This is a genomic window from Roseivirga sp. AWQ4_251, assembly GCF_056158225.1.
Genome location: NZ_JBSWSW010000001.1, coordinates 1,688,875 through 1,715,400 on the forward strand (window position 1 = coordinate 1,688,875; position 26,526 = coordinate 1,715,400).

Here is a 26,526-nt window from a genome sequence, read left to right on the forward strand (position 1 = left end):
GATGACCTAAAGAACCGTTTCTTTTTATCAATTCAAGCTGTTACAAATCTTCTGATTTATAGCTCTTATTCTTTCTAAATCCATTTTCATTACTTTTCTATCGTAAGTAATAAGGCCGTTGATTTCACCTTCTAAATCGGTGGTTTGGGTATAAATAGCGGCAGAAAACCCTTTTTTGATCAATTCCAAAAGCTGGTTGGCATACTTGATATATTCGTCAGTAGTTTCTTCCGAATTTTTGAATTGTACATAGCCCCAGTTTCTGTCAGTAAACCAAAGATGATCTTCAAGTGCTAAGCCAATTCCTCCATATTCTCCTAAAACGGTTGGTCTATTGGCATCGTACATTTCCATTCTTGGGTTTGGATAACTGTGAATATCCAGCATGTCGCCCACAGTATAGAAATGGTTTCCACCACTTGCTGGGTTCACTAAGCGTGAAGGATCATACTTCTGTGTCCATTCAACCACCTCTTTCGTTTTAAATTGGCCCCAACACTCGTTAAAGGGTACCCAAGTCACAATTGAAGGGTATGAAATTAAAGCATCCATAATGTCTTTCCATTCTTGTTTATAGATGTTTTCTGAAGCCTCTGTTCGTTTTGGATCCGCACCATCGTAATAATTGTACATCTGCCAGTTGTGGCAATCATCACCGTTCGGCATATCTTGCCAAACCAATACGCCCAATTTATCACACCAAGTATACCAGCGTGCAGGTTCCACTTTAACATGCTTTCTGATTAAGTTATAGCCCATTTCCTTCGTTTTCTCTATGTCGAATTTTAAAGCTTCATCAGTAGGAGCAGTGTAGAGCCCGTCAGGCCACCAACCTTGATCTAGCAAGCCGAAAGGGAAATAATCTTTGTTGTTCAATTGAAATCTTACAATACCATTATCATCTCTATAAGTCGAGATTTTACGCATTGCGGTATAACTTTTTACTTGGTCTATTATTTTTCCATTTCTGAATAATGATACTTCAAGGTCATATAAATGGGGATTTTCAGGCGACCAAAGCTTAATGTTCTCCCAATTCATATCTATGGTTTGGCCGACAATGGCTTTTCCTTGGGTAATTGCTTTACCATTTTCTAACACCTTAACTTCCACCCAATCTCCAGCTTGAGCACCTTCAACTTGAGTACTTACACTCAGTTTTTTATGGTCGATATCCGGAATGTTCTTCAAGTGATTAATATGGGCTTTGGGAACTGGTTCAAGCCAAACTGTTTGCCAAATGCCCGTTACAGGTGTATACCAAATACCTCCAGGCTTATTCACTTGCTTGCCTCTAGGTTGCGGGCCATTGTCGGTGGGATCCCAAACTTTTACGGTTAGTTTTTCATTTCCGGTGTTTAAATATGGCGTTATATCGAAGGAAAAAGGGGCGTATCCGCCTGTATGTTCTCCAATTTTAATGTCGTTCAACCAAACTTCAGTTTTCCAGTCTACGGCATCGAAGTGTAATAGAATTTGCTGGTCTTTCCATTTAGAAGGAACTTTGAAAGTCCTTTCATACCAAACTATATTTTGATCTCCGACAGTTTTTTGCACGCCACTTAAGCTTGATTCAACTGCAAATGGCACTAATATTTCTCCTTGCAAACTTGGTTTTGGAGCTTCAACAGGAGAAATAGCGTAGTTCCAAAGTCCATTGAGGTTCATCCATTCTTTGCGCTCCATAATGGGGCGTGGATATTCTGAAAGGACATCTTCAGGATTGATTTTAGAAGCCCATTCCGTCTTCATTTTGTCTCCGGCAGGCTGCCATTGACTGAATGCCGCTTGTGCGACACAAAAAAATAAGATTATGAGGAATTTGTATTTCATAGGTGATTGTTGATTTGTTCAAGATTTTAAGGTAATAATTTGCCTTAAAATACGGACTACAATCAAGCGTAAAAAATACGATTAAGTGAAATCTCTATTTTTCCGCCTCTATTTGAAGAGGATTAATATACTGCTAACCAATTTTCAATTGTTGGATTTGATAATTCGGGGATAGAATATCGTTGATGGAAACAAGTGTTTCGTTTAGGCTTTCTTGATCAATTTTATTGCTGATAAAAGCATTACAAGAATCTATAATGCTCTGAATGTGTCGAACAATATCCTCGTGATATTCACAAGTTTGATCGGCATAAAGCATGTTTTTTAAGCTTTTCAGTAAAGTATTCATTACTAATGCATCACTTTTTCCATATTCTCGAATGGAAGTTAGGTTGTTATATAGCATTTCATGTAGACTCAATTTGTCGAAGAAAAGTCGAGGCTCATTCTCCTTGTCAGCTACATAATATTTGTCTTTCATCTTCATCTTTTTGATATACAAGACAGAAAGTAGATTGATAGCCTTTATGGCTGTTCCTGGATCGTTAATGCCAGGGCTAAGTGCTTTTACTGCGATTTCAGAAATTTGCTTGAAGCCAAATGAATAATGATCATCTAATCGTTCTTCAGGATAAAAAATGAAACTGCTGTGGATTTCGTTGAGCAGCTCATCACTTGGTTTTGGACTGACATTGAGATAGGGATAGTCCTTCACTAAAAAGAAACCGATGCGTTCCCTGATCTTAATTTTCAAGTCATGTTTTTGACAAAACTTCACCAGTTCTTTCACTTTCACTTCCTTCAAATAGCCAGATTTGGGTGTATGCAAAGTATGCCAATCGCTGGTGTTTGGCAGCTCAATGTCTTCGTCTTTTCCAGAAATAGAAAGCCGATCCATTTCACGTTCAGTACTGAATTGAATCCGCTTTAGAATATTATCTACTTGAATGGATTGACTTATGGTATGAATGAAATACATGAAAAAAGCCAAGCAATTGATACCGAATAGCATGGCCATGAAAATCCCAAAATCAGGCGTTTGATTGGTTTTTTCTGCTTGAATATTAACGATCAAGATAAGGCAGTAAATGATGGTCCCCATATAAAAACCCAATACAATCTGATTGGATTTATCGGTAATCAATCCAGGAATTACGCGGGGCGAAAGGGTTGCGGAGGCTCTATTGAGCACAATCATTACCATAGAAAAGCTAAATACCATGAGGGAGATAATGCTGCCAACAAGCGTTCCTAAAACCAAACGAGCATCTTCCTTACTCTTGACCAAAACGAGTGAAATGCTTTCTTTCAGATCCATCATAAATGAATCGTATTCAATCAGTATCACTACAATGGAGAAGAACAGAAAACCAAGAGCAATCAGAGTGGGGTAAAAAGCAATGCTGCCTGTAATCAGCCGATATGACTTGTAAATAAAGTCATTGATTTTTTTCATGTATGGAGCGACTTAAGGTTGTGACCTTTGTTTCAAAGTTTAGACCAACCAAAGCGAAAAATGTTCAACTCTAATGATTGAAACTTTAGTTTTTACACATGTGTGCGGCTCATCAGATTACGCTTTCAGAAGTATTTATTTCATTTTAGAAGAAATGCTGAATATTTAGCCTACCTTTAACTCGGAAATTGTAATCTTCATTCCGTATAAGGCCCTTCTTTCAAAGGCAAATCCGTTTTGATTTTATCTTCCTTCAATTGAATCTTCTGTAATTCAGTCATCAATTGAGATATTAAAGTTTATGCTGAAGAAAAATGCTTAAAACGAATGCCTTAATCTTTCAGTGTTGCTAATGAACAAATAGGCGAGTGGCCTATACAAAATTAGGTGTTTAGCAACCACTATGACAGCTGTCAGCTTAATACCAATCAAGAATAATTATTATTTACAATGCAAGGAACAGTAAAATTTTTCAATGAAACCAAAGGTTTCGGTTTCATTACTCCATCAGATTCAAGCGAAGATGTATTCGTTCACACTACAGGTCTTATTGACGATATTCGTGAGAACGATAAAGTAGAATTTGAAGTAGAAAGAGGTAAAAAAGGAATGAATGCTGTAAGAGTTAGAGTAATCTAATTTTACACTTATCATAAAAACTTTTACCAGCATCATTATGCTGAAAAATGGCTCAGTTTATCTGAGCTTTTTTTATGTCTAAAAATTCTAACCCGAATTAATTAGAGGGTAAATTGAAACATGAAAAACTCAAAAGTAGATATTAGAGAAAAGTTCGAGTCATTTTCGGATCACTGGAAACCTAGAATCATTGGCGAATTAAATGGTCAGCTGGTGAAATTGGCGAAGTTGAAAGATGACTTCGTTTGGCACAGTCATGAAAATGAAGATGAGCTTTTCATGATTTGGAAAGGTACTTTGATCATGGAATTTAGGGACAGAACGGAAGTTCTGAAAGAGGGAGATATGATTGTGGTTCCGAAAGGAGTGGAGCATTTTCCAAGAACAGAAAACGGAGAAGAAGTTTGGGTGATGTTATTTGAACCTGCTGCAACTCAGCATACGGGAAGTGTAGTTCATGAAAGAACTCACAACAATCAGGAATGGATATAAAAATAAGATTGTCTCAAAATCAATTAGTTCTTCCTATTCGATTTTGAGACAACGTATTGCTTAAGACTTTTGAACTGGAACGGTGATCAATCCCTTCTTTTCTAACATATAAAATTCACGGAAAGTAATCATCCTCTGTTGAGTTTCGTCCCAAAGTTTATTGGAAGCCAACTTCAAGCTATCTCTGAAACCAATAATGGTTGGGAATTGATTCAACCAAGGATTTTCTTTGATACACTTTTTCAAATTATAATTCGGAATCGCAGGGTTCAAATGGTGTACATGGTGAATTCCAATATTACCGGTTAACCAGTTGAACATGCGAGGAATTTTATAATAAGTACTTCCTTTTAAAGCCGAAGTAACATAATCCCAATTCTTTCTCCATTGCTTGTAACCATGTTCATGTTGATGTTGAACATAGAAGAACCAAATCGCTATAATTGAGAAGAATACAAGAATAGTTAGGTGCACAAGAAGAAACTGTTTCCAACCTAGGGTAAAGCCCAAAACAGTGAAAATGGCCGCCAGAAAAACATTGTTCCAACGTAAGCCGCTTTTTGCTTTTCCGAAAGTTGGCAATTTAATTTTGGCTAATCTATTGTGAATAAAAACGTAATAAACTGGACCCAAAATAAACATCACAAAAGGAGATCTGTATAAGCGATAAACAAATCTTTTCCATTTGCTAAATGAATAGTATTCTGCAACAGTATAAGTAGTTACGTCTCCAATATCACGGATTTCCAACTGGCCATTGTGCTTGTGGTGCACATTGTGGGACTTAGCCCAGTAATTAAATGGAATGGTGGAGAAGTAGCTGCAGGCATAGCCGATAATTTTCTGCGCTTTTCTATTCTTTACAAAAGACTGGTGGCCACAGTCGTGTTGAATAATGAATATTCTAACCAAAAAGAAAGCATTCACTATACCCAAGGCCAAGGTAATCCAGTAGCTAATGTCTAGCGAAAGGTACATCAAAACCCAAATGCCAATAAAAGGCACAAATGAGTTTACAATTTGAATAGTAGCCTTTGCCTTGTGTTCTTGGGTGTACTTTACTAGGGCTTGAACTTTCTCTTTGCCTAAAACTATTTTTTCCGGTTCAACAGTTCTCATCTACAAATTTTAGGAGGTAAAAGATTTCGGGGCGCAAGCTACATAAAGCAAAGCTTGAATTCCACGATTTTTATTGAAACAATTAACCGTTTACGGAATTGTACCGCTTTTTCCCCGAAGATTTATTCAAATGAATTATTTGTATAACGTTTTTGTTTAGCCATTCTGATATTCCTTAGTTAGGTATTCAAAAAGTAAAACGTTTATTTTGCAGGCTCAAATTGACACCATGAAGCTATCGGTAGTTGTTACAGTTTACAACGAAGAAGATAATGTAATTCCTCTTTGTCAGAAAGAATATGAAGCGTTGGAAGGAATTGACTATGAGTTAATCTTGGTTGATGATGGATCTTCTGACAACACGGTTAAGAACATCAAGTCCGTTGCGAATGAGCGCACCAAACTTCTGATTTTCAACAAAAACCACGGTCAGAGTACTGCAATGTCTGCAGGAATTGACATGGCAGAAGGTGAGTATATCGTAACCATGGATGGAGATTTGCAGAACGATCCTGCAGATATTCCTGTGATGATGGCCAAGTTGGAAGAAGGTGAGTTTGATGTAGTTGCCGGTGTAAGAGCAAACAGACAAGACGGTTTTGTTTTGCGTAAGTTTCCGAGTAAAATCGCCAACTGGATTATCAGAAACACAACCGATGTTCGCCTTTCAGATTATGGTTGTTCCCTAAGAATTTACAAAAAGGACATTGCCAAAAACCTTGGCTTATATGGTGAATTACACCGTTTTATCCCTGTATTGGCCAAACTTCAAGGTGCCAATATGACGGAAGTGGATGTAAATCACCACGCAAGAATTCATGGAGAATCTAAATATGGCATCAACCGAACCTTCAAGGTAATGGCTGATCTTATTCTGATGATCTTTTTCCAGAAGTACTTCAGAAAACCAATGCATCTTTTTGGTGGCCTGGGAATTATTACTTTCGGTATCGGCTTTTTAATTAACATCTATCTGCTTGTGGTGAAATTTGGATTCGGAGAAGATATTTGGGGTCGACCACTTTTGCTTTTAGGAGCGATTCTACTTTTAGGAGGAATTCAATTTATCACTGTGGGGATTATTGCCGAACTCGTAATGCGAACTTATTATGAATCGCAAAACAAGAAGGTTTATCGCTTAAAAGAGGTGTTTGTTGGACAAGTCAAAGCTTAAGAAGCGAGTCAAATTACTGCTTCAGTTGGTAATCGCTGTTTTTGCCATCAAGTTTGTGATCGGCAAAATTGATTTAGATGAACTGAAGCAAACGCTTTTAACCGCAAATATTGGCTGGCTGATACTCGCTTTAATTGTATTCAATGCATCCAAAATTCTTAGCGCATTTCGTTTAAACTATTTCTTTAAAGCCATTGAACTCGAGCTTTCGGAGCTCTTCAATCTTAAGCTTTATTATTTAGGAATGCTTTATAATCAGTTTTTGCCAGGAGGAATTGGCGGTGATGGTTATAAAGTTTACTTGTTGAATAAATGGTATAAAACTCCTTTGAAAATGCTGGTTGCAGCAACTCTTATCGATCGCGTGAGTGGGGTAGTGGCACTGGGTTTTTTAGCCTTTCTGCTGGCTCTTTTTAGTTCGGCTCAGGAAGCTCTTGAAGATTATTCGTTTCTGTTGTGGATTGGGCTTGTGGCTGCTTATCCCGCTTATTATATTCTCGTTAATTTACTCTTTAAAAGTTTTAAAAAGGTTACCAACATCACCAACATACAAGCTTTAGGTGTGCAGGTCTTACAAGTAATTTGTGCATTCTTGATTTTGAAATCACTTGGTGTTCAAGTGGGTTATGTCGATTATCTAACGTTGTTTTTAGTCACTTCAGTAGCAGCATCATTGCCAATTTCCCTCCCCGGGGGAATCGGAATTAGAGAGGCCATTTTCGCTTATGGATACAGCTATTTTCTTATTGAACAAACCTCAGCGGTAGCACTTGCCACCTTATTCTTTCTAATCACCCTAACTAGCTCCTTATCAGGAATAGCTTTTTTGAAATTAGAAAGGCATCAAGTAGGAGAAGTAAATGAATCTGAACTCAGTAATTAACAACTGTTACTTTGCCTTTACCGATTTCCGTTAGAGAAATCATGAATATTTTGCCGTATTCCGATTCATCTAACTGCTGAAAAGTATCTTCTCCTAAAAGGTAATTTACTAGGAAAGGAGTGGTATTTGAATGCCCAGAGATTACGATGGTTCCTCCCGTGTACTTTTTCAAAAGGTCATTCACGAACTCATTAGATCGAGGATCGTAAGATTCAATTTTCAGGTTTTTGGCCTGAGCAAGAGGCGCTAGAGTTTGTTCTGTTCTTTTGTACGGTGTAGAAAACAATGCACTGATTGCATTATCCTTTAACATCTCGTTGAGTTTTTCAGAACGCTGCTTACCAGTTTCGTTCAATGAAGGGTTTCTTGGGTCATCAGTTCCCTTTTCGGCATGGCGAACTAAAATAAACGTGGTAATTTCATTTGTTCCCTGAGCCTGAATACTCAACAAACCCAAAAATAGAAAGGCAATAAAAAACAGCTTCTTCATAATCTAGCGCATTTGATGGGTAGAAATATAATAAAGAAGCTGTTCTAAATGCTAATTCAATTGCCAGACGGTGGTAAATGAATGTGGAAAGCTATTTTAAAGTGTAAAATAAATTTTACACTTAGGCTAAGTCGTCAATTTCTAAAGCTTCAAGGATTTCGGCCATTTCATCAAAATCTTTAAAGCCTGGTCTAATCTCATTTCCGCCTTTGATGGCAATTCCTTTCAGGCTTGTTTCTGTCAATTCCAAAACAGATTCTTCGTTAAAATCTGAGGCCAGTACAATGGCAGTTGTTTCAGCTAGTGCGAACAATTCATCGCTTGCATCAAACCCTTCAATCAAAATATAGGCTAATCGCGCTCCATAGGTTTGAGCAGCCTTCTGAGCAGTTTCTAAATCAGAACATTTAAAAATCACCTCAGTGTCGTTGCCCAAAGCATCTTCAATTTGAGCTAAGTTTTCTACCTGAATAGCGTCTAATTCATATTGTTCAAGAATATCAGAAAATGATGCGTTTGGATTACTGATTTCTCCTACAAACTCAACACCAGAAACCCAGCCTTTTATCTCTTTAAATGTCTGTGGATCAATATAATTATCGCTTCCTTCTTCAACTTCAAAACCAAGTTGATTAACTTCCATTCCCGCACAATATCTGGCATCTGACAGATTGTTGATTCCACTTACTTTCACAAAGGTTTTAAGCGCCATAATTGAAATTCTCTATGATGTATTGAATAATTGAATTTGGATTGCTGGCAAAACTAAGGGAATTGAATCTGATTTGCAGAAATTTTATTGAATCTCTCAAAACCATATGGATAAATGGGAGGTTAGCCGAGCAAACTTTTGAGAGTAAAGTGTGTTGGTCAATAATCAAAAAGAAATGAATGAGAATTGGCCTATGCTTTTAATTTTGCAAGCGAATTCAATAAATGTCAAATCGAAATCAAACTTTATAAAACCTAAATAAATGGCAGTAGAATTAGTAAACGACACCAATTTTGAAACTGAAATCAGCCAAAATGAGAAAGTAGTTGTAAAATACTATGCAGGCTGGTGTGGCAGTTGTAGATTGTTTGCGCCTAAATTCAGAAGACTTTCTAATGATGAACAATTTGATGGCATTCGATTCTTAGATGTGGATGCCGAAGAGAGCCCAAATGCGAGAAAATTAGGTGAAGTGTCTAATTTGCCAACCTTCGCTATTTTCAAAAATGGTGAGTTGGTAGAAACATTAGCTTCAAATAAAGAGGATCAAGTTGTAGAATTAATCGGCCGTTTGAACTAAGAGATGAAGATTCCTGCAATCAAAAAACTGGTGGAAAGCCAGAACATTGACGATTTAAGAAGGGCAGAGGATGCTTTGTTAGAAGAGCAAACGCCTGAAATTGAAATTCCTGGTGATGATGAAGGAGAGCAACTCACCCATGTTTTTGCCGCCATTTTCATTCTAGATAAAATCGAAAAAGACGGTGTTGACTTTAAAACCGCTCTTAGAGAATACACTCAGAAAGTGAGAACATCTATAAATTAATCGCTTATCAATAATGAAATTGGAATGGGTTTATCCTGTTAGAAATAACTCGATAAACCCATTTACCTAATTAGCAATCAAATTCTTAAAAGCGATTCGTTTTGAAACTAAAATATGGCTTAGGCCTGAGTTTTTTTCAATCTGAGGTTTGAATTTAATTGGAAGAAGACCCTTTTCTAATTCAGATATTTCCTTTATCGATATTTCTGTCTTCGTCTGAAGTGCAAAGCTCATTTGAATAATTTCCCCTCTGAGGTTTATCTCAAAGTGCATGTACATAACTTCATTTTTTAAATCTTGAAGTCTATTAGGAGGAAGTATCTCTTTAATTTTTTGCTCGATAATGGTAGGAGATTCTAATTCTTTAATTATTGAAAGCATTTGCTGCTCATTCAAAGAACCGGTCTGATTTTGAAGTACTTTGTTATTAGCATTCCTGATCAAAATCAATTGACTTTCTGAATCGAAACGACTCAAAAACCTATTTTCATTTATTTCAAAAATGGAATCTGGGAGGATTTCTTGAGAGAACCCTGTACAAGGAATCATTAATAATAATGGTAAAATCAAAATTTTTAAATGAATTCTCATGTATAAATATACCTCTTAAAATGGATATAACTATTTTAACTGGAGAATATTAGACTACTATTATCCCTTAAAATTTGAAAGAAGGAGGCTTAATCGCTTATCTTTGTAGTGATGATATAAAAATGGTAGTGTGTAGTTTCACATTACCATTTTTTGTTTAAAATGAAACACAGAATGTTTCGTTAACCAATCTGTTTACTTATCCTATGTGGAGAAAAATTTCAGTTTTTGCATTTCTTGCTATCATGGCTTTAGCGGCTTGTGGTCCTAATGAAGACCCAACGCCAGCTTTAGATCCTGATACCGGAAAGTCTTATTACTTTCTTGTAGAGAATAAATATAGGGAGTACAATGTGCGCGAAATTCGATATTCAGCAGTAGATATTAGCGATACATTCGAATATCAGCTTAGGGAAGAAGTGAGAGGTGCCTTTTATAATGATCAGGGGCAAGAATCGCATTTGATCCATCGCTACACAAGGGAGAACAGCACTAAGAATTGGGAGCTTGATTCAGTTTGGGCTGCTAGGTTGGAAAGAGATAGAATTGTATCGATTGAAAACAACATTCCCATTGTTAAAATGGTGTTTCCTTCAAAGGCAGGTAGGCTTTGGGACGGAAATATGTACAATACCAAAGCGGCCGATCAATTCGAAATTTTGAATATTGGTGTTCAAACTAACCTTACCGTGAATGAAGATTTGGAAAATACCCAAACCATGACGGTGATTATGGAAGATGATGAAGACGGCATTACCTTTAAAGACTTCAGAAGAGAAATTTACGCGGATAGTGTGGGACTTATCTCCAAACAATATAACGTTATCAAAATATGCTCCCGACCTGAATGTTTAGGTCAAGGCATCATTGAGTTGGGTCGTTTTTACAGAGAAACGATTTATGCCCATGGCTTTATCAATGAGGAAGAAAACTAGCATTATATTTTTTTTGCTATGCTGTTTTGGGCTACAAGCTCAAGATAGATATATGGTTTTCTTCACCGATAAAAACAACTCTCAATATTCAACGAACCAACCTGAGGCTTTCCTTTCTTCAAAAGCTATTGAACGTAGACAACGTCAAGCGATTTCCGTAGTGGAAAATGACTTACCAGTGAATGAAAACTATGTTCAAGCCATTTCGGAACTAGGCATTCCAACTTTCTACTCTACCAAATGGATGAATGCGGTGTTGGTGGAAATGACTGAATTTGAAAAGGAGCAAATCGCAGATCTACCTTTTGTTTCCAAAATAGAATATGTAGCTCCAGGCTTATCTTCTAGCTCAGGCGAAACTAATGGTGGAGATTATTATGAAACTTCAGTTCAAGAACCTATAGCCAGTGATCTTCAAAACCAAATGATAGGCATTGATGTAATGCATCGTAAAGGTTATAAGGGAGAAGGCATGTTAATCGGTGTCATTGATGGTGGATTTACAAATATTAGCCATTTAAACGCGCTTTCTGGGCTCTTTCAAGAGAATCGAATAAAGCTCACTCGGAATTTTGTAGATCATTCTTCCAATGTAGAAGTCAATTCTACTCATGGCACACGCGTTCTATCAATTTTAGCTTCTGACTTACCTGATCAAATTATGGGATCTGCTCCTGAAGCTGACTACATGCTTTTTGTGAGTGAGGCTGAAGGTGAATATCGAGTTGAAGAATATAACTGGATTTTTGCTGCGGAAATGGCCGATAGTGCTGGCGTTGATATCATCACTACTTCTTTAGGCTATTTCCAGTTCGATGACCCTTCCATGAATTATACCTATGCCGATATGGATGGGGAAACCACTGCAATATCGAAAGCGGCTAACATTGCTGTCAGCAAAGGCATGTTTCTATTGAACAGCGCAGGAAATGAAGGGAATTCAGCCTGGTTTTACATTTCAGCCCCAGCCGATAGCAAAGATGTTTTAGCCGTGGGCGCTGTAAACTCTCAATTGGAACGTGCTTCTTTCAGCAGTTTTGGGCCAGCTTCGGACGGAAGAGTAAAGCCAGATGTGAGTGCTTTGGGGCAAGGAACGGCCGTTGTGACTTCCAACGGAAATATTGCTTTTCAAAACGGAACTTCGTTTTCTACTCCAGTTGTAGCGGGTTTGGTGGCGGGAGTTTGGCAAGCTCACCCAACATTGACCAATTTGGAATTGCTCACCATTATCAGGCACAGCGGTAGCCAATTCCATAATCCTGACGATGAATTAGGTTATGGAATTCCATCTTTTGAGCGAATTGAAACTTTAATAGAAGATATTGAAAATCCTTTAAATCAGGAGATTGTAATTTATCCGAATCCAAATTTAGGAGAAAACCTTACTATAGGTTTTGCAGATGTTTATTTCGATAAGTCGGTTAGCTTGTCGATAGTAAGTTCAAAAGGCGAAAAGATTTATGAGAATCAGTACAGCCCCAATTTTATTGAAAGCCGTTGGAGAATTGATGTGAGTGGCTACCCCAAAGGGCTTTATATCTTAAATTTTAATAGCGAAGGAAAACGTTGGGTTAAAAAGCTCATCCGTCAATAGGCTCTCCTGATTTATCAGCTGAAATCTGCTATAGTTTTCACATTATTATATATTTGAGCATGAATGCACCTATGATAGCCCCTTCAGTTTTGGCCGCGGATTTTGCCAATTTGCAACGCGATGTTGAAATGTTGAATGAAAGCCAAGCTGATTGGATTCACGTGGATATCATGGACGGCATGTTTGTTCCGAATATTTCATTTGGTTTACCCGTTTGCGAGGCCATCAACAAATATGCTAAAAAGCCTCTAGACGTTCATTTAATGATTGAACAGCCTGATCGCTACCTTGAGGCTTTTCGTAATGCTGGAGCTGCTAATATTACGGTTCATTACGAAGCTTGTCATCATTTGCACAGAACTTTACAGGTGATCAAATCACTGGATTGTAAAACTGGAGTGGCTATTAATCCGCATACCAGTGTCCAACTTCTGGAAGATACTATTAAGGATATCGATATTGTTATTGTGATGTCGGTGAACCCTGGATTTGGCGGGCAGAAATTTATAGAGAACACCTATAAGAAAGTAAGGCAGCTCAAGGAAATCATAGTGGAAAATGAAGCTAAAACCCTGATTGAAATTGATGGGGGAGTAAATGCAAACAACGCCCCCTTATTGGTTGAAGCGGGCGCTGATGTATTGGTGGCAGGTAGCTTTGTGTTTAAATCTCTTGATCCAGTGGCTACCATTGAAGAACTGAAACTAGCGGCTAGCCAATCGCTTCTCTAACGGCTTCTACATTCTTTTTACTATTCCCAATAAAAATCTGGTCATCAATAATAAAAACAGGGCGTTTCAAAAAAGTATACTCTTCTAGAATGTATTTGCGGTAATCTTGTTCCGATAAATCCATTTCATTCAAGCCCATAGAACGGTATTTCATTGCCTTTCTGCTAAAAAGTGATTCATAATCACCTGCCAAAGTTTTCATTTGATCTACTTGTTCTTCGGTCATGGGTGAAGTTTTAATGTCTTGTTTGTCGAATCCTTCTAAATCCAGGTCATTCATTATTCGGGTACAAGTAGAGCAGGTGGATAGGTAGTAAATTTTTTTCATATTTAGGTTTTGGCTTTGTTTATTATTTGATTTCAAGCTTAATGCATTTTTAGAAGTAATTGTTTCAACCTAATTGAAATACACTAAAACTTTAGGTATGTGTTTTATGATAAACCTGATTGTTGTAAGGGTCAGCGTGGGGCAAAATTCAAAAAATGTAAGCGGTTGGGCAAGAATTTATACCCGATTAACAGTTTTTGACATTTTTTCTCTTGTTTAATTAGCCTGAAACATATTATTTGTATGCTTGAATTTAACGCTAAACTACAAAGACGAGAAAACGAGATGAAAAGATTAACAAAAGCTCTATTGGTTTGCTTGATGATTACGTTGGGGTCAACTGCTGTAAAAGCTCAGGATTTGACAGATCAGGATATGAAAGATTATGCGATTATCCTTTTGGCTCAGAAAGCTATTACAGACAAAATTAGCCCTTATGTAAATGACCTCATTGAAAAGCAAGAAGGCATTGATGGTAATCGTTATGCGGAATTGGATGCAGCTGGAAAGGGTGATGTAAGTAAATTGCCTGCTGATGCTACCGACTTTGAGAAGCAATTTTATGCTACCATTCAGAAGAGAGTTAAAGCTAGAACTGATGCTGCTGGAGATGTGGTTAGCAACTTAGCCAAATACACTTTAGGTGCTTCTAAGTATAAGCAAGTAAAGTCTGCTTATTCTCGTGGTGGCGATACAAAAGCTAAAATTGATGCCATGATGGCTGAATTAGCAACGGAGAAACCTTAATCAACCTTAACATACTAAATCAGAAAGGTTGCAGTTTTGCGGCCTTTTTTGTTGCCTAAAGATAATATTTCGAATAGTTTACCTTTATTAGATTAAAGTTTAAAGTCCATTGAAGCACTGCTTTGCCATTTTCATATTGCTTTTATGTTTTGTTGCCAATGAGCAACAGGCCCAAGCTCAAATTTTTAAAAAAAATAAAAAGGAGAAAGTTCAGGGATTTGCTCCCGGACAAGCCTTAACTCCTGAACAACAAAAGGCTCAAATGGTGAGCCCTATCCGCAAACTTTTCAACCAGTTCAATTTTCAACTTGAAAAAGGGCTAGGGTATTTTACCTATGAAAATCCATTAACTGATGTTTCGGTAGTAAAAAACCAGCAGAATGGAGATTTATTCATTGTTCCATTAGGGCAAGAACAGGGCAACCTGACAGAATATAATGCCTACTCCAATTGGTTTACTGATTTAAGCCCAAGGAACCTTCAGGAATTCCCAACGGATGCACGTATTGTACGAACAGACACCACAGATTTTGTTTATAAGAATTCAGGGCGAATCAATCCATGGACTTTAAGAGTTACTTTCTCACTCAAAAAAGTAGATAAAGAGCACCTGAAAACCACTGGAGAAAGAGTGATTACTGAAGATGAGTTTCTTCGTTTTGGCGTTGGGATTAGCGCTGGAGCCTTGAAATTTAAGAATTCAAGTCATTCTCAAGATGTTGACGAATTTTTAGGCGGCTACAATTTGAAGGAAACCAAGATATCCACCACCAAAATTTTCGGATCACTTACTTATAATGCTTACTCTTATTTCGATTTTTCAATTATGCCCGATGTAACCATTGGCGTTTGGAAAACAAGCAAGTCATCAGTAAATCAAGATATCGTTACCTATGATCCTTTTTTCAACATTGGGGTGATTTTTGAAAAGAAGATTTCGAAATATTTCAAAGTGTATATGAGGCCAGCCTTTGAAATGAGAAAGTACACTTTGGCCGATGAAGTAATTTCAACCTCTCACAATTTCAATGTTTTCAGTGTGGACCTGGGCATATTGATCAAATACCCTACATATCCACGAAATAGGCACGGTGCTAACCGTGTTCAAATGGAGCATGTTTTCAAAGGAAGAATCTATCGGGGAAGGTCCATTTTCAGGCCTCAGAATCCAAGAACAGGCCAGTTCGGGCAATCCCGTAAGAAAAGGGTGCAATATGGCAACGGAAACGATTGAAAACGCTTTTTTAGTAGGCCTAATGGCACTGTATCTCCAACAAAAATTAGTATCTTGCCGACTTAACATTTGATGCATTTTTAGAGTAGATGGCAGAAGGAACAAACGAGACAATCATCCCCATTAATATCGAAGATGAGATGAGGGGAGCCTACATCGACTATTCCATGTCGGTGATCATTTCAAGGGCGTTACCAGATGTAAGAGATGGCCTCAAGCCGGTGCATAGAAGGGTTCTATACGGCATGTTGGACCTCGGGGTAAATTGGAACAAACCATATAAAAAATCCGCTAGAATTGTAGGAGAGGTGCTGGGTAAATATCACCCTCACGGTGACTTTTCTGTATACGATACCATGGTTCGTATGGCTCAGGAATGGTCCTTACGCTATCCTTTGGTAGATGGTCAGGGAAACTTCGGGTCTATTGATGGAGATTCGCCAGCGGCCATGCGTTATACCGAGGCTAGGTTAAGAAGAATTGCAGAAGAGTTATTGGTAGATATCAATAAGGACACTGTCGATTTTCAACTGAACTTTGACGACTCGCTGAAAGAGCCTTCTGTTTTACCAGGCAAACTTCCCAATTTGCTATTGAATGGTAGTTCAGGAATTGCGGTTGGTATGGCTACAAATATGGCGCCTCATAACCTGACTGAGGTTGTGGATGGAACCATTGCTTATATCGACAATAACGACATCAGCATTGAGGAATTAATGCAATATGTTACCGCACCTGACTTCCCTACAGGAGGAACAATTTATGGCTATACAGGCGTAAAATCAGCTTTCGAAACGGGTAGAGGAAGAGTAGTTCTTCGGGCAAAAGCCAATATCGAAACCATGCCTAATGGCCGAGAAAGGATTATCGTAACAGAGATTCCATATATGGTGAACAAAGCGAGCATGATTGAAAAAACTGCTGGCTTAGTTAACGAAAAAAGAATCGAAGGCATTTCTGATATTCGAGATGAGTCCGATCGTAATGGTATGCGTATCGTTTATGAATTGAAGAAGGATGCCATTGGGAATGTTGTCTTAAACAATCTCTATAAATATACGCAGCTACAGTCCTCATTTGGAGTGAATAACGTTGCGTTGGTGAAAGGAAGACCTTATACCTTAAACCTCAAAGATTTGATCAAATATTATGTTGATCATAGGCATGAGGTGGTGATCAGAAGAACTCAATATGAGTTGAACGAAGCCGAAAAAAGAGCCCACATTTTAGAGGGTTATTTGATTGCGCTCGATCATTTGGATGAGGTAATTGCTTTGATCAGAAACTCAAGAGATCCAGAAATAGCTAAGAATGGCTTGATGGAAAAATTTGAGCTTTCTGAAATTCAAGCTAAAGCTATTCTTGAAATGCGTTTGCAGCGATTGACAGGTCTTGAACGCGATAAAATTCAGAAGGAATACAAAGAAATCATGGAGTTGATTTCTAAGTTGAAAGAAATTCTGGAGAAGGAAGAGCTGAGAATGGGCATCATCAAGGATGAGCTTACAGAGCTTAGAGATCGATATGGCGATGAAAGAAGGACCGATATAGTTCACTCTGCTGAAGATTTCAGTGCTGAAGATATGATTCCTAATGAAGAGATGTTAATCACCGTTTCTCATTTAGGATATGTAAAAAGAACATTACTTTCTGAGTATAAAACTCAAGGTAGAGGTGGGGTTGGCTCACGAGGCGCTTCCACAAAACAAGATGACTTTACTGAGTACTTATTTACTGGAATGACTTATGATTACTTGTTGATTTTCACTGAGTTTGGTAAAGTATTCTGGAAGAAAGTATGGGAACTTCCTGAAGGAAGTAAAACTTCAAAGGGCCGTCCAGTTCAAAATCTTATCAACATTGAACCGGGTGATAAAGTAAGAGCCGTTATCAATGTACACGACCTTAAAGACGAAGATTATATCAACAATAATTTCGTGGTGATGTGTACTGAAAGAGGAACCATCAAGAAAACCACACTTGAAGCGTATTCTCGTCCAAGAACCAACGGAATTAATGCCATTACCATTCACGAAGGTGACCGACTTTTAGAGGTTAAATTCACAAATGGCAACAACCATATTATTATTGGAGCAAAATCTGGTAGAGCCATTCACTTCCATGAAAGTGATGTTCGCCCAATGGGAAGAACTGCTGCCGGTGTACGTGCTGTAACTCTAGCCAGCGATGAAGATAAAGTGGTTGGCATGGTATGTGTAAGTAGGGAAGAAGCAAACCTACTAGTAGTTTCCGAAAAGGGTTACGGAAAGCGCTCACCAATAGAAGATTACCGAATTACCAAAAGAGGTGGTAAGGGGGTAAAAACCATTAACATTACTGAAAAAACAGGTAACTTGGTTGCCATCAAAGAGGTTATTGATTCAGATGATCTCATGATAATTAATAAGTCTGGCATTACGATTAGAATCTCTGTAGAGGCTCTAAGGGTAATGGGACGAGCAACCCAAGGTGTAAAATTAATTCGCTTAAATGAAGGTGATGAAATTTCATCTGTAGAGAAAATCGAAAAGATGGATGATGAAACTTCTGAAAATGAAGAAACCATTTCACCTGAAGGAGAAAGCGGAAACATTGAAATTGAAAACGAAGAATAACCAGAATTAAACTAAGACTAGAACATGAAAAAACTATTTTTCAGCGCCCTATTACTGTTTGCAGTAGTGGGAGTATACGGACAAAAGAAGGTTCTTAAGAGTGCAGAAAAAGCATTCAAAAAGGAATCATACGATGAGGCAATTACCTTAGCACAGCAAGCAGCGAATGATCCTGAAACTCAGGATGATCCAGATGTATATATTCTGTTAGGTAAAAGTAAGATGTACCAGTTCAAAGCGGATATGGAAAACACTGCCTTGGCTGAAGAAGCAATTGAATATTTCGATAAGGCTTCAGAGAAAGGTGGAGAAAAAGTGGAAGACGATTTAAGAACTCCTCCAATTATGAACAACAACGGTCAAATGTTGGGAGGAACAGATGGCTATGTTTATCTACAGAACCTTTTAAATGACAAAGGTAACGAATTCTTCAATAGTGATGATTATGAAGGGGCCTTTAAGTATTTCAAATTGTCATCAGCTATTGATCCTGAAAATGTGGTTTTAGATTTTTATGCTGGATATGCTGCATACAATGCGGAACTGTATGATGAAGCAATTAAGTTTTACAGTGAAGTAGTAACCTCAGATGATAAGGAATTCGAAAATCTTCAGTTCGCATACAATGGTCTTATTGACATGTACATGAGTCAGAAAGAAGATTATGACAATGCTTTGAAATATACAAGATTGGCTAAAGAAGATTTTCCAAACGAGAAACTGTATAGAGACTTCGAGATTGATATTTTGATTAGAACAAATAAGTTGGAAGAAGCTATTTCTGGTCTTCAGGCTACAATAGATAAAGGTGATGCCAATGAGACCACTTATTACACTAAAGCGTATTTGTTGTGGAATGATAAGAAATATGACGAAGCTGTAAAAGATGCTGAAAAAGCACTTGAATTAAAGCCAGACTACGCAGATGCGATGTATGTTATTGGTAGTGTTCACTTCAACCAAGGTGTTGAAATTTTGAAGGCTGCTAACGAGCTAGACGATAACGCAGCATACGAAGCTAAAAAACAGGAAGCTTTTGAAAAGTTCAAGACTGCAATGCCATACTTCGAGAAAGGTTCAGAATTGAAGCCAGAGGACGTGTTCATGTTGAATCCATTGAGTACCATTTACGATCAGTTGGGAATGGATGCTAAGAGAGATGCAGTCCTTGATAAAATTGAGAAATTAGAAGGAGGAGAGTAATCCTCAAAAATATAGGGAGATGAAAGTCTCCCTTATAACTTGATTATTTACTTAACATAATATAAATTATATAACAATCATAGTGTTTTGCGGCCACGCAGAGGTTTACATAAGATCAGTTATCGTCACTCCAGTGCGATAACGGTAATGATCTTATGTAAAAGCAAAACACGGCCAGCACCGCCAACCACTTGTTATATAATTCTATATTATATTAATCCCGATGTCTCGGGAACCGAATACTCCCGTCTTTGATTGAAGCTTTTGGTTCTCGTTAAGCTAGATCAATCCGATCCATTGTTACCCCGAAAATTCGGGGTTAGTTTTATATTAAGCCGCTTCGGCCAGCTCTCTAGCCAACGCTACCCAGCCCTGTTCCGAACTCGACTATTTTATTCTAACCACCGCGCTGTGGCTGTTCCAGCCATTGGCCAGCCCTTCACATAAGATTTGCCAGGCAAAGCTGATGCTCTATTTTCTCGTGTACGTCCTGTAGTACAGATTGTCTTCAAGTATTCAATTCTCAGGCGTTAGGAATTTGCCTGTCAAAACACATGTGAGCCAAAGCTCTATTTGGTGCTGTACTGGACCGTAGCTCTTTAGTTGAGCTGTGTGCTAGTCTAAGTCTTTTCTTTTTGCTATTGCTCGTGTATTTGCTTTTGGCAGCCTGTGGGGCGATCTGCTGTTGTTCAGTAGCTCTGGTGAACGCTCAAGCCGCTGGGCTCATACTTTCTGCCTTGATGCCGAAAGTATGCAAAGAAATCAAGAAGGAATAATCGGCCAACCGCACATGGCGGACTCATCCCCGCGATTCCTTCTGCCCGCCCACCTTTACAACTGAGGCTTTCTATTTAACATAATATCAAGGTTAGTCTCATACAAATACTTATTTTCCATTATGATTAAAAAAGAGCAATTACTAATGTTAGGATATGAAGTTAGAGTGAACCAAATTCCAAAAATTGGAGGCACTGACTTTATTCACCCGGATTTTTATGGAAAATTCAGATTATACCTCAAGGATGGTCGCTTAAGTGTAATTTATCCCAAGGGCCGTTCTGGTAATCCAAGAGAAGTCTCTTTCGATAATTATCAAGATTTTGTCAAGTGGCACGATCAAATGACTATTAGCTAGAATTCAATTCTACAAGTAATACACTTAATAGTGCGCTATTTATAGCTGCAAACTCCCCTACTGGATTATTCTGCTGGAAAAGTTCTATCTTTACAGCGCGAACTTTATCAATTATTACTCACATGGTGTCAATTAGTCACAATTGGTTTAAACCTAAGTTATTGGGGAGCATACGGGTGAAAGTCCCGAGACCTATTCAAGGCACCGCTTTGATGAAGTTCGCAGTGACTCCCCTATTTTATTCATTTCTAAAAACCCATTGTTATGCGAACTTCAAATGGTCAAAGTCCTTGCGATTGTAAGTGCAAGGCAAATGCAAACCAGTCTAAAATCTCTGAGGAAACTATTGATACCGGAGACTGGACACAGCCACAAATTGAGCTGTTAAAACTCATCTATTTTCACGGTGCAAAAGAGATGGCCAAGTCATTAAAGCTGGTTCATCATATTGCGCTGTATCATTCGGATTTTCCGATTGATGATATTGAAAAGAATGCACTTTACGATGTGATTTCATTGTCGAAAAGCCTGAAGGGGATTAAGGAGCGTTGAGGAATGATTGTGTAATAATTAAGGGAATTCAAAATTCCCTTAATTATTATCATGGGCGGATTTCCGATTAAATAGTCTTATTCTTCCTGATCACTTCTGTTATGATATATGATGTGGCCATAACTGCAAAGCCACTATCACTGAACTCTTTCCCAATACCAAATTTTGAAGCATACTTTATAATCGATTGTACACCCTGGTCTTCTATTACCTCGTCCACTTGATCGGTGATGCTTAGTATTTCCGGAAACCATACCCACCTACCGTTTAAGAAGCACCAAAACTTCATTGAAAACCCATGGGTATTATCTTGGTTATTGAAGCTAATTATGTAGTAATTATTACCTGGTTTCAATGCACCTTTCTCGTATAAGCTGGTCATTCCTCCCGGGAAATCATGGTCACCAGATTTTACTTGATTATAGTCTGTTCGTTTGTAAGAATAACTAACCAAACTTGCCATTTCGTCCTGACTTGTGTGGTCCAAAGCTTGAGTGAAAACCTGACTGTAGTACCCAAATAACGTTCTAGCATACTTTTCGGTGAAGACTTTGATGCAGTCATCTAGAGTTGGCTGCGCACGCAAAATTAGGTTGGTCGTATTAATATCTGGTTCAAAGAACCTACTAAAATAAGCTTCAAAGTCTTCTTCTTTCGGTAAACTTTTCTTTAATGGTGCTTTTTGTTTCTTTTTTGACACATTAAGTTCTGCAATAAATGAGTCGATTTGCGCATTGTAGTTCGCGAGATTAACACCTGCCTTTAACAGACGGCTGTGATCATCTACTAACCTGAGAAGGTCTTTCTTAGAATTTATTTTTAGTATTTGTGAAGTGCTGTGAATAAACCCAACATTTGAATAGTTCACTGGCTCCATAATCAGGGGTATCACATTTTGACAAACCATCCACAATGCCCCCATTTCGTTCAAGCAAACCTCACTCTCTTTATAATTGGCTGTGATAATTAAAAACCCAATATCAGCTTCTTCTATTGCCACTTTGATAGATTCTTTAAAATCCGAACCACTTGTAATGTTTGTGCCTTCTAAAGATGTGCAAAACACCTGTTCTCTTTTAAAGTTGAGACCAAGAATCAAGAGCTTTTCGACAAACTCTCGTACTAGTCTTGAGTCCTTACTGGAATGACTGATGAAAACCTTCTTAATCATAAAGTATACTCTTATCTTAAGTCTTAAAATTTAATTTAACACAGATATAGGACAATTTATCATAGACCTTTCTAAAGGCTATTATGATTTTGTTTGATAAACCGAAAAAGCAATGGGGTCAAAGTCGTATGGGTTTCTGATTGACAGTATATTCTTTGATGAAAAAAGTCTCAACAATAAGTTCAAAAATGAGACTATTGATAGGTTGGCAAAAGAATTGGATGACTATAGAGAATATTGTTTATCTAATTATGGTGAACTGGTAGCTCAAATAAAAGGTAGCAATAACCCTTTGAGAGTTACTTCTTCTAAGGCCTATACATCCATTCAATTGCTCAAACAAACCGCACTTTATCTAGATCAATTTATCATAGATGATCCGCTTTTTAAATTGTCAGACCCTCCGAATAAATCTAGTCATGCTTTTAGTAAGTATTTGGGTTATGAACCAAGTAGACTAGATAAAGAGTCAATATTTAAAGCAGCTAGCTTCATGCGGTCATTAACACCCATGATAGTAGCTGATTATGTCAAACCATTTCCACTCAGTTATTATTTCGAGAGAGGGCCCGAAATCCCTTTATATTACCCAATAAACAATAATGAAGATTTACTACCAAAGCCTTTGAGAGATTTTTTTTGGAAAAACACCGTAATCAACACGCTCATAAAGAATGAAGAAAAAGGGTATATGGTAGTTAACAAGCCTCTTGAGCCATGTCGTGGAATATTTATTGACTTTAAAGGAGCTGAATTTGACGGCAGCATGGGATACCACCTCTTTCAAACGGAATACTTACCCAACCCAGATGAGCCGGGCAAATACACCGTACGACAGTTTATGCCAGATACTCCACCAGAAAAAGAAGAGTTCGAAGCTTGGGTGATTCAATCGGTTAATAAAGCTGCTAAAAACTATCATGATCGGATATTTGCTGAAACAGCTATATCTGCAAGTTTGGATTCTAACTACCTGTGTCAGAATCCGTTTGCAAGTAAATTACTAGACCAAAGTTTAAAACATGAAGACGAAAGTATTTCGAGCTTCACGGCCAATCAAGTTTTAAATCTAGAGTTACCATTTTTGGATAAAATTGACACCCAAAAACTCATGGATATAAGACTTCATGAACAAGATGTATTCACAAATTTTAGAGTAGAATTGGAGCGTAATTTCAGAGAACTTAGAAATGAAACAGATCCTAAAACTCTGGAAATGAAAACTCAAAACATTTGGCATGAGCTGAATCAGGTACAGCTAACAAAGATCAAATCTAAGATTCAGAATATCAAACAACAGTCTTCAGTGAACTTGGCTTTAGGTATTGGCGGTTTGGTTAGTACAATCGCTACTTCGGGTTTGAGTCTTTGTGCAACCGCATTGGCAGCTGGTAAAGGCTATAAGAGTTATCTCGAATATCAAGAAAAAGTAAAGGAGAATCCGAGCTATTTATTATGGAGAGTACAGAGATAAACAAGCTTTTCGAGTCCTTACATGCCTCAAATCAGCAAAAACCTGCCAGGACGCTCACGGATGATGAGTACATAGCTATGCAATCAAATAAGGAGCTTCTCGCTTCTATTATATTGGGCATTCTCAGGTATGTACCAGTAAGAAACTTCAAGGATCATAACGAATATGAATCTATCCTAAAGGAGAGGTTAAAGTTCAAGCATATTGATGATTATAGATTACTAAAAGCATGTACCGATTTATTGGAAGACACCGATTCTGCTATACAAGAGTACAAGAAATATGGATTGGGGGATTCGGGTAGAATTAGTGAAAAGTACTTGAGGCTTTACGGTACGCTGAATTCGGTATATCAACAAATATCAGTCATCATTGAGTTAGTGGAATTGTTTGGCTACCCAGGTAAAAAGAATCTCATATCACAATTCAAGAACCTTGAAGTATTTAAGCTCAGGAACCGATTAGCAGCACACGGTGTCAATTACTTAGTTGATAATTCTAAAAAGGCCAATAAGGAGAATCAAGACTTCTCCCATTTGGCACAAACTTCTGTGTCAGGATGGGGTGAGCGTTTGCTAATTGTTTCCAATAAAGCAAAGCCCTATAAGGTTAACTTAAAAGACTTAATCAGGGATTATGAACACCTATCTAACAAGGTTTTATACAAAACTGTAGAGAAGGCTGTAAACTCTATTTTTCCTAATTCAGGAGAGTGGAAAAGTTGGTTAATATATCGTCTCCAAAAAGCAGAAAAGAGACTTTTATCGGAAGATTCAATCAACGAAAATGGATAGAAACATACATGTCCAAATTCCTGACCCTGAACAATTCTTAAAGGATTTGAAAGAGAAATCTTTCACAGAGGTTGACGGTAAATATGTCTGGGATATTGGTTACAATACAGAGCCTTGGGCTGAATTAGAGTTACCAGAACAGTTTCCGGATTGTTGCGATTTTCACAGGAGAATAAAAGACTATACCTTATCCTGGTATCGCAAATTCCCAAATTGTTGCAATCACCATAGAACCCTAGTGAATCAGCCCTGGTTTAAAAAAGAGTTTTATGATCATTTGCCAGATAAGATTGTTAGGCAACTTTCGTATTCAGAGAATTTCATATCTGAGTTTGTGAAAACAGATAATTGGTACGATGAAATAACCGATTATATAATTTACACTGTTGAGAGCTTTGGTACTCCGAATATTGGTGGAGATAGATATATAGCTTATCTACGTTATTGGATTCAAAACACTCAAAACGAGAGTGCTGACTTTTCTAAAAACAAAAGGAAGAGGCTAGTTGAATTCTTGGATGATTACTCTGCTCAGAATAGCACGTCAAAAACGGATCTCAATATTCTGTTTTCAACATTTCAAAAATGGTTAAAGGCGGTTCCAGACCTTCCCTTCTATTCTGATTTGAAGACAAGATTAAAAGACACTCTCCCCTTTGGTATCTTATTATTCGAACCAAGTTATAACAGGTTTTCAGGCTTGACTCGATTCAAGATTCGCACGAAAGGACAATTGGTTGACTACTTATTCGACCTTACCCAAGGTCTACTCAGTCAAGTTGATTCACCAAAATTGATTGAAACAGGTAGTATACAGGATATAGAAGGTCATCAATTAAAACTTCTAAATGAGTATAATAGAACAAGACAAAGTCAGTTGGTTTTATGCTATTCAAGAAAAGAACAAAAGTACGTTACAGTAATAAAGAACTGGTTGAAAAATGAAAAAGACTACTTCAGCCAACTTGATAAGATAGTTTCTAAAGTAAAAGTTATGCCTAAAAATTTTGATCTAGAACAGAGAAAAGTATTCGAAACGGAGTATTTAAAAGTCTTCTTGAAAGACAAATCAAAACTTGGTGATGTAGCTGATTTTTTAACTAATCTGGATTCCGTAAAGAAGGCCAATGTCAATGATGACAAAACCAATTTAACAGTCTACCCGTCAAGGGTTTATTCCTTGGATGAGCTAGAAACAGAGGTCAGAAAGGCATTGAACGCTTTTTTTACAGGAGGTAAATTAGACCCTGTTTTTGATGATAAAATCAGTGATATCAGCCAAGATGCATATGCAGACATCCTCAATCATATCCATGTATTTGGTTTAAACTTAGAGAAACTCGAGTCTCTACACGACAAGTTCGATGAAGAGGGTTTTAGGGATTTCTTTCTTCCTTATCTAAATACCCTTTCAAGAAATCATTCTGCTACAGGGGAGACTTTTAATAAAAAAGGTAAAACTGATATTCTGATACAGAATAGTAATGGAGTTAACGTCTTTATAGCCGAATGCAAAATATGGAAGGGATCAAAAGAACTTCAAGCAGCAGTTGACCAATTGCTTACTAGATATGTCACTTGGCGAGATGAAAAAGTGGCTCTCATCGTGTTTAATAAAGACATGAAAGACTTTGACAAACTTCTTCAAACCTCAGTCGAATCACTAAAAGCTCATCCATTATGTGAGTCATATTTGGGTAAAAGAAATGAATCCTCATTTAGTTTTCGTTTTAAAAATGCAGATGATAATGATAAGGTTTTACACTTAGAACTTATGATATTTAATTGTAGCAGCTAG

General features: G+C 37.6%; 26 protein-coding genes. 18 read left to right on the forward strand and 8 right to left on the reverse strand.

What is annotated here, in order from left to right:
• Positions 1 to 27: 27 nt before the first annotated feature.
• Together ACXACJ_RS07440 and ACXACJ_RS07445 are read right to left on the reverse strand one after the other, a co-directional pair.
• Positions 28 to 1,833, reverse strand: coding sequence for a glycoside hydrolase family 2 protein (locus ACXACJ_RS07440; RefSeq protein WP_475133717.1), 1,806 nt, complete (start codon positions 1,831 to 1,833; stop codon positions 28 to 30).
• Between the two features lie 133 nt (positions 1,834 to 1,966).
• A complete protein-coding gene (locus tag ACXACJ_RS07445; RefSeq protein ID WP_475133718.1) occupies positions 1,967 to 3,289 on the reverse strand; it encodes a DUF2254 domain-containing protein in 1,323 nt (440 codons plus the stop codon).
• A 450-nt stretch (positions 3,290 to 3,739) separates the two neighbouring features.
• Between ACXACJ_RS07445 and ACXACJ_RS07450 the strand changes: the two genes are divergently transcribed.
• Together ACXACJ_RS07450 and ACXACJ_RS07455 are read left to right on the forward strand one after the other, a co-directional pair.
• Positions 3,740 to 3,928: a cold-shock protein gene (locus ACXACJ_RS07450; protein WP_475133719.1), complete on the forward strand. Its 189-nt coding sequence runs from the start codon at positions 3,740 to 3,742 to the stop codon at positions 3,926 to 3,928.
• Positions 3,929 to 4,048: 120 nt separating this feature from the next.
• Positions 4,049 to 4,420, forward strand: a complete 372-nt coding sequence (locus ACXACJ_RS07455) for a cupin domain-containing protein (RefSeq protein ID WP_475133720.1) — start codon at positions 4,049 to 4,051, stop codon at positions 4,418 to 4,420.
• Between the two features lie 60 nt (positions 4,421 to 4,480).
• On the opposite strand, the gene ACXACJ_RS07460 is transcribed toward ACXACJ_RS07455, so the two are convergent.
• The gene (locus ACXACJ_RS07460; protein WP_475133721.1) at positions 4,481 to 5,539 is read right to left on the reverse strand and encodes a fatty acid desaturase; all 1,059 of its coding nucleotides are present in this window, start codon (positions 5,537 to 5,539) and stop codon (positions 4,481 to 4,483) included.
• A 229-nt stretch (positions 5,540 to 5,768) separates the two neighbouring features.
• Between ACXACJ_RS07460 and ACXACJ_RS07465 the strand changes: the two genes are divergently transcribed.
• Entirely contained in the window at positions 5,769 to 6,713 is a 945-nt protein-coding gene (locus ACXACJ_RS07465; RefSeq protein WP_475133722.1) for a glycosyltransferase family 2 protein, read from the forward strand.
• Complete coding sequence (locus tag ACXACJ_RS07470; protein WP_475133723.1) at positions 6,694 to 7,596, forward strand: lysylphosphatidylglycerol synthase transmembrane domain-containing protein; 903 nt, start codon at positions 6,694 to 6,696, stop codon at positions 7,594 to 7,596. The genes ACXACJ_RS07465 and ACXACJ_RS07470 overlap by 20 nt, the downstream gene beginning before the upstream one ends.
• Here ACXACJ_RS07470 and ACXACJ_RS07475 read toward each other — a convergent pair.
• Together ACXACJ_RS07475 and ACXACJ_RS07480 are read right to left on the reverse strand one after the other, a co-directional pair.
• A complete protein-coding gene (locus ACXACJ_RS07475) occupies positions 7,586 to 8,086 on the reverse strand; it encodes a phosphoglycerate mutase family protein (RefSeq protein ID WP_475133724.1) in 501 nt (166 codons plus the stop codon). The two genes, ACXACJ_RS07470 and ACXACJ_RS07475, sit on opposite strands and share 11 nt — an antisense overlap.
• 121 nt (positions 8,087 to 8,207) lie before the next feature.
• The gene (locus ACXACJ_RS07480) at positions 8,208 to 8,798 is read right to left on the reverse strand and encodes a beta/alpha barrel domain-containing protein (protein ID WP_475133725.1); all 591 of its coding nucleotides are present in this window, start codon (positions 8,796 to 8,798) and stop codon (positions 8,208 to 8,210) included.
• Positions 8,799 to 9,060: 262 nt separating this feature from the next.
• On the opposite strand from ACXACJ_RS07480, the gene ACXACJ_RS07485 reads away from it, so the two are divergent.
• Positions 9,061 to 9,378: a thioredoxin family protein gene (locus ACXACJ_RS07485; protein ID WP_475133726.1), complete on the forward strand. Its 318-nt coding sequence runs from the start codon at positions 9,061 to 9,063 to the stop codon at positions 9,376 to 9,378.
• A gap of 3 nt (positions 9,379 to 9,381) precedes the next feature.
• A complete protein-coding gene (locus ACXACJ_RS07490; protein WP_475133727.1) occupies positions 9,382 to 9,624 on the forward strand; it encodes a DUF6952 family protein in 243 nt (80 codons plus the stop codon).
• Positions 9,625 to 9,690: 66 nt separating this feature from the next.
• Here the strand turns inward: ACXACJ_RS07490 and ACXACJ_RS07495 are convergent, their stop codons facing one another.
• A complete protein-coding gene (locus ACXACJ_RS07495; protein ID WP_475133728.1) occupies positions 9,691 to 10,215 on the reverse strand; it encodes a hypothetical protein in 525 nt (174 codons plus the stop codon).
• A 206-nt stretch (positions 10,216 to 10,421) separates the two neighbouring features.
• Here ACXACJ_RS07495 and ACXACJ_RS07500 point away from each other — a divergent pair, with 206 nt between their 5' ends.
• From ACXACJ_RS07500 to rpe, 3 genes are all read left to right on the forward strand, one after another.
• Positions 10,422 to 11,150, forward strand: a complete 729-nt coding sequence (locus ACXACJ_RS07500; RefSeq protein ID WP_475133729.1) for a hypothetical protein — start codon at positions 10,422 to 10,424, stop codon at positions 11,148 to 11,150.
• A 52-nt stretch (positions 11,151 to 11,202) separates the two neighbouring features.
• Positions 11,203 to 12,744, forward strand: coding sequence for a S8 family serine peptidase (locus ACXACJ_RS07505; protein ID WP_475133730.1), 1,542 nt, complete (start codon positions 11,203 to 11,205; stop codon positions 12,742 to 12,744).
• A 71-nt stretch (positions 12,745 to 12,815) separates the two neighbouring features.
• A complete protein-coding gene (gene rpe, locus ACXACJ_RS07510; RefSeq protein WP_475133731.1) occupies positions 12,816 to 13,475 on the forward strand; it encodes a ribulose-phosphate 3-epimerase in 660 nt (219 codons plus the stop codon).
• On the opposite strand, the gene ACXACJ_RS07515 is transcribed toward rpe, so the two are convergent.
• Complete coding sequence (locus ACXACJ_RS07515; RefSeq protein ID WP_475133732.1) at positions 13,456 to 13,803, reverse strand: arsenate reductase family protein; 348 nt, start codon at positions 13,801 to 13,803, stop codon at positions 13,456 to 13,458. The two genes, rpe and ACXACJ_RS07515, sit on opposite strands and share 20 nt — an antisense overlap.
• A 285-nt stretch (positions 13,804 to 14,088) precedes the next feature.
• Between ACXACJ_RS07515 and ACXACJ_RS07520 the strand changes: the two genes are divergently transcribed.
• The 6 genes from ACXACJ_RS07520 to ACXACJ_RS07545 all read left to right on the forward strand — a co-directional run bounded on the left by ACXACJ_RS07520 (position 14,089) and on the right by ACXACJ_RS07545 (position 21,289).
• On the forward strand, positions 14,089 to 14,550 hold the full coding sequence (locus ACXACJ_RS07520; RefSeq protein ID WP_475133733.1) for a hypothetical protein: 462 nt from the start codon (positions 14,089 to 14,091) through the stop codon (positions 14,548 to 14,550).
• A 109-nt stretch (positions 14,551 to 14,659) separates the two neighbouring features.
• The gene (locus ACXACJ_RS07525) at positions 14,660 to 15,784 is read left to right on the forward strand and encodes a hypothetical protein (RefSeq protein WP_475133734.1); all 1,125 of its coding nucleotides are present in this window, start codon (positions 14,660 to 14,662) and stop codon (positions 15,782 to 15,784) included.
• A gap of 89 nt (positions 15,785 to 15,873) precedes the next feature.
• On the forward strand, positions 15,874 to 18,399 hold the full coding sequence (gene gyrA / locus ACXACJ_RS07530) for a DNA gyrase subunit A (RefSeq protein ID WP_475133735.1): 2,526 nt from the start codon (positions 15,874 to 15,876) through the stop codon (positions 18,397 to 18,399).
• 24 nt (positions 18,400 to 18,423) lie between these two features.
• Positions 18,424 to 19,602, forward strand: a complete 1,179-nt coding sequence (locus ACXACJ_RS07535; protein WP_475133736.1) for a tetratricopeptide repeat protein — start codon at positions 18,424 to 18,426, stop codon at positions 19,600 to 19,602.
• A gap of 922 nt (positions 19,603 to 20,524) precedes the next feature.
• The gene (locus ACXACJ_RS07540; protein ID WP_475133737.1) at positions 20,525 to 20,737 is read left to right on the forward strand and encodes a hypothetical protein; all 213 of its coding nucleotides are present in this window, start codon (positions 20,525 to 20,527) and stop codon (positions 20,735 to 20,737) included.
• Between the two features lie 264 nt (positions 20,738 to 21,001).
• Positions 21,002 to 21,289: a hypothetical protein gene (locus ACXACJ_RS07545; RefSeq protein WP_475133738.1), complete on the forward strand. Its 288-nt coding sequence runs from the start codon at positions 21,002 to 21,004 to the stop codon at positions 21,287 to 21,289.
• A gap of 67 nt (positions 21,290 to 21,356) precedes the next feature.
• On the opposite strand, the gene ACXACJ_RS07550 is transcribed toward ACXACJ_RS07545, so the two are convergent.
• On the reverse strand, positions 21,357 to 22,460 hold the full coding sequence (locus ACXACJ_RS07550) for a toll/interleukin-1 receptor domain-containing protein (RefSeq protein ID WP_475133739.1): 1,104 nt from the start codon (positions 22,458 to 22,460) through the stop codon (positions 21,357 to 21,359).
• 112 nt (positions 22,461 to 22,572) lie between these two features.
• On the opposite strand from ACXACJ_RS07550, the gene ACXACJ_RS07555 reads away from it, so the two are divergent.
• Genes ACXACJ_RS07555 through ACXACJ_RS07565 form a run of 3 tightly spaced genes read left to right on the forward strand, consistent with a single transcriptional unit; the run spans position 22,573 to position 26,526 of the window.
• Positions 22,573 to 23,934 carry a hypothetical protein gene (locus tag ACXACJ_RS07555; RefSeq protein WP_475133740.1) on the forward strand — a complete coding sequence of 454 codons (1,362 nt, stop codon included), beginning with the start codon at positions 22,573 to 22,575 and terminating at the stop codon, positions 23,932 to 23,934.
• On the forward strand, positions 23,916 to 24,728 hold the full coding sequence (locus ACXACJ_RS07560; RefSeq protein ID WP_475133741.1) for a helix-turn-helix domain-containing protein: 813 nt from the start codon (positions 23,916 to 23,918) through the stop codon (positions 24,726 to 24,728). The genes ACXACJ_RS07555 and ACXACJ_RS07560 overlap by 19 nt, the downstream gene beginning before the upstream one ends.
• A complete protein-coding gene (locus tag ACXACJ_RS07565) occupies positions 24,721 to 26,526 on the forward strand; it encodes a hypothetical protein (RefSeq protein WP_475133742.1) in 1,806 nt (601 codons plus the stop codon). Before ACXACJ_RS07560 ends, ACXACJ_RS07565 begins: the two co-directional genes overlap by 8 nt.

Bases quoted from the DNA above. Each gene is read 5' to 3' on its own strand.
- ACXACJ_RS07445 (WP_475133718.1), bottom strand. From the start codon at position 3,289: ATGAAAAAAATCAATGACTTTATTTACAAGTCATATCGGCTGATTACA.
- ACXACJ_RS07460 (WP_475133721.1), bottom strand. From the start codon at position 5,539: ATGAGAACTGTTGAACCGGAAAAAATAGTTTTAGGCAAAGAGAAAGTT.
- ACXACJ_RS07475 (WP_475133724.1), bottom strand. From the start codon at position 8,086: ATGAAGAAGCTGTTTTTTATTGCCTTTCTATTTTTGGGTTTGTTGAGT.
- ACXACJ_RS07465 (WP_475133722.1), top strand. From the start codon at position 5,769: ATGAAGCTATCGGTAGTTGTTACAGTTTACAACGAAGAAGATAATGTA.
- ACXACJ_RS07450 (WP_475133719.1), top strand. From the start codon at position 3,740: ATGCAAGGAACAGTAAAATTTTTCAATGAAACCAAAGGTTTCGGTTTC.
- ACXACJ_RS07455 (WP_475133720.1), top strand. From the start codon at position 4,049: ATGAAAAACTCAAAAGTAGATATTAGAGAAAAGTTCGAGTCATTTTCG.
- ACXACJ_RS07500 (WP_475133729.1), top strand. From the start codon at position 10,422: ATGTGGAGAAAAATTTCAGTTTTTGCATTTCTTGCTATCATGGCTTTA.
- ACXACJ_RS07565 (WP_475133742.1), top strand. From the start codon at position 24,721: ATGGATAGAAACATACATGTCCAAATTCCTGACCCTGAACAATTCTTA.
- ACXACJ_RS07480 (WP_475133725.1), bottom strand. From the start codon at position 8,798: ATGGCGCTTAAAACCTTTGTGAAAGTAAGTGGAATCAACAATCTGTCA.
- ACXACJ_RS07545 (WP_475133738.1), top strand. From the start codon at position 21,002: ATGCGAACTTCAAATGGTCAAAGTCCTTGCGATTGTAAGTGCAAGGCA.
- ACXACJ_RS07540 (WP_475133737.1), top strand. From the start codon at position 20,525: ATGTTAGGATATGAAGTTAGAGTGAACCAAATTCCAAAAATTGGAGGC.
- ACXACJ_RS07535 (WP_475133736.1), top strand. From the start codon at position 18,424: ATGAAAAAACTATTTTTCAGCGCCCTATTACTGTTTGCAGTAGTGGGA.
- rpe (WP_475133731.1), top strand. From the start codon at position 12,816: ATGATAGCCCCTTCAGTTTTGGCCGCGGATTTTGCCAATTTGCAACGC.
- gyrA (WP_475133735.1), top strand. From the start codon at position 15,874: ATGGCAGAAGGAACAAACGAGACAATCATCCCCATTAATATCGAAGAT.
- ACXACJ_RS07560 (WP_475133741.1), top strand. From the start codon at position 23,916: ATGGAGAGTACAGAGATAAACAAGCTTTTCGAGTCCTTACATGCCTCA.
- ACXACJ_RS07550 (WP_475133739.1), bottom strand. From the start codon at position 22,460: ATGATTAAGAAGGTTTTCATCAGTCATTCCAGTAAGGACTCAAGACTA.
- ACXACJ_RS07555 (WP_475133740.1), top strand. From the start codon at position 22,573: ATGGGGTCAAAGTCGTATGGGTTTCTGATTGACAGTATATTCTTTGAT.
- ACXACJ_RS07520 (WP_475133733.1), top strand. From the start codon at position 14,089: ATGAAAAGATTAACAAAAGCTCTATTGGTTTGCTTGATGATTACGTTG.
- ACXACJ_RS07505 (WP_475133730.1), top strand. From the start codon at position 11,203: ATGGTTTTCTTCACCGATAAAAACAACTCTCAATATTCAACGAACCAA.
- ACXACJ_RS07515 (WP_475133732.1), bottom strand. From the start codon at position 13,803: ATGAAAAAAATTTACTACCTATCCACCTGCTCTACTTGTACCCGAATA.
- ACXACJ_RS07440 (WP_475133717.1), bottom strand. From the start codon at position 1,833: ATGAAATACAAATTCCTCATAATCTTATTTTTTTGTGTCGCACAAGCG.
- ACXACJ_RS07490 (WP_475133727.1), top strand. From the start codon at position 9,382: ATGAAGATTCCTGCAATCAAAAAACTGGTGGAAAGCCAGAACATTGAC.
- ACXACJ_RS07485 (WP_475133726.1), top strand. From the start codon at position 9,061: ATGGCAGTAGAATTAGTAAACGACACCAATTTTGAAACTGAAATCAGC.
- ACXACJ_RS07495 (WP_475133728.1), bottom strand. From the start codon at position 10,215: ATGAGAATTCATTTAAAAATTTTGATTTTACCATTATTATTAATGATT.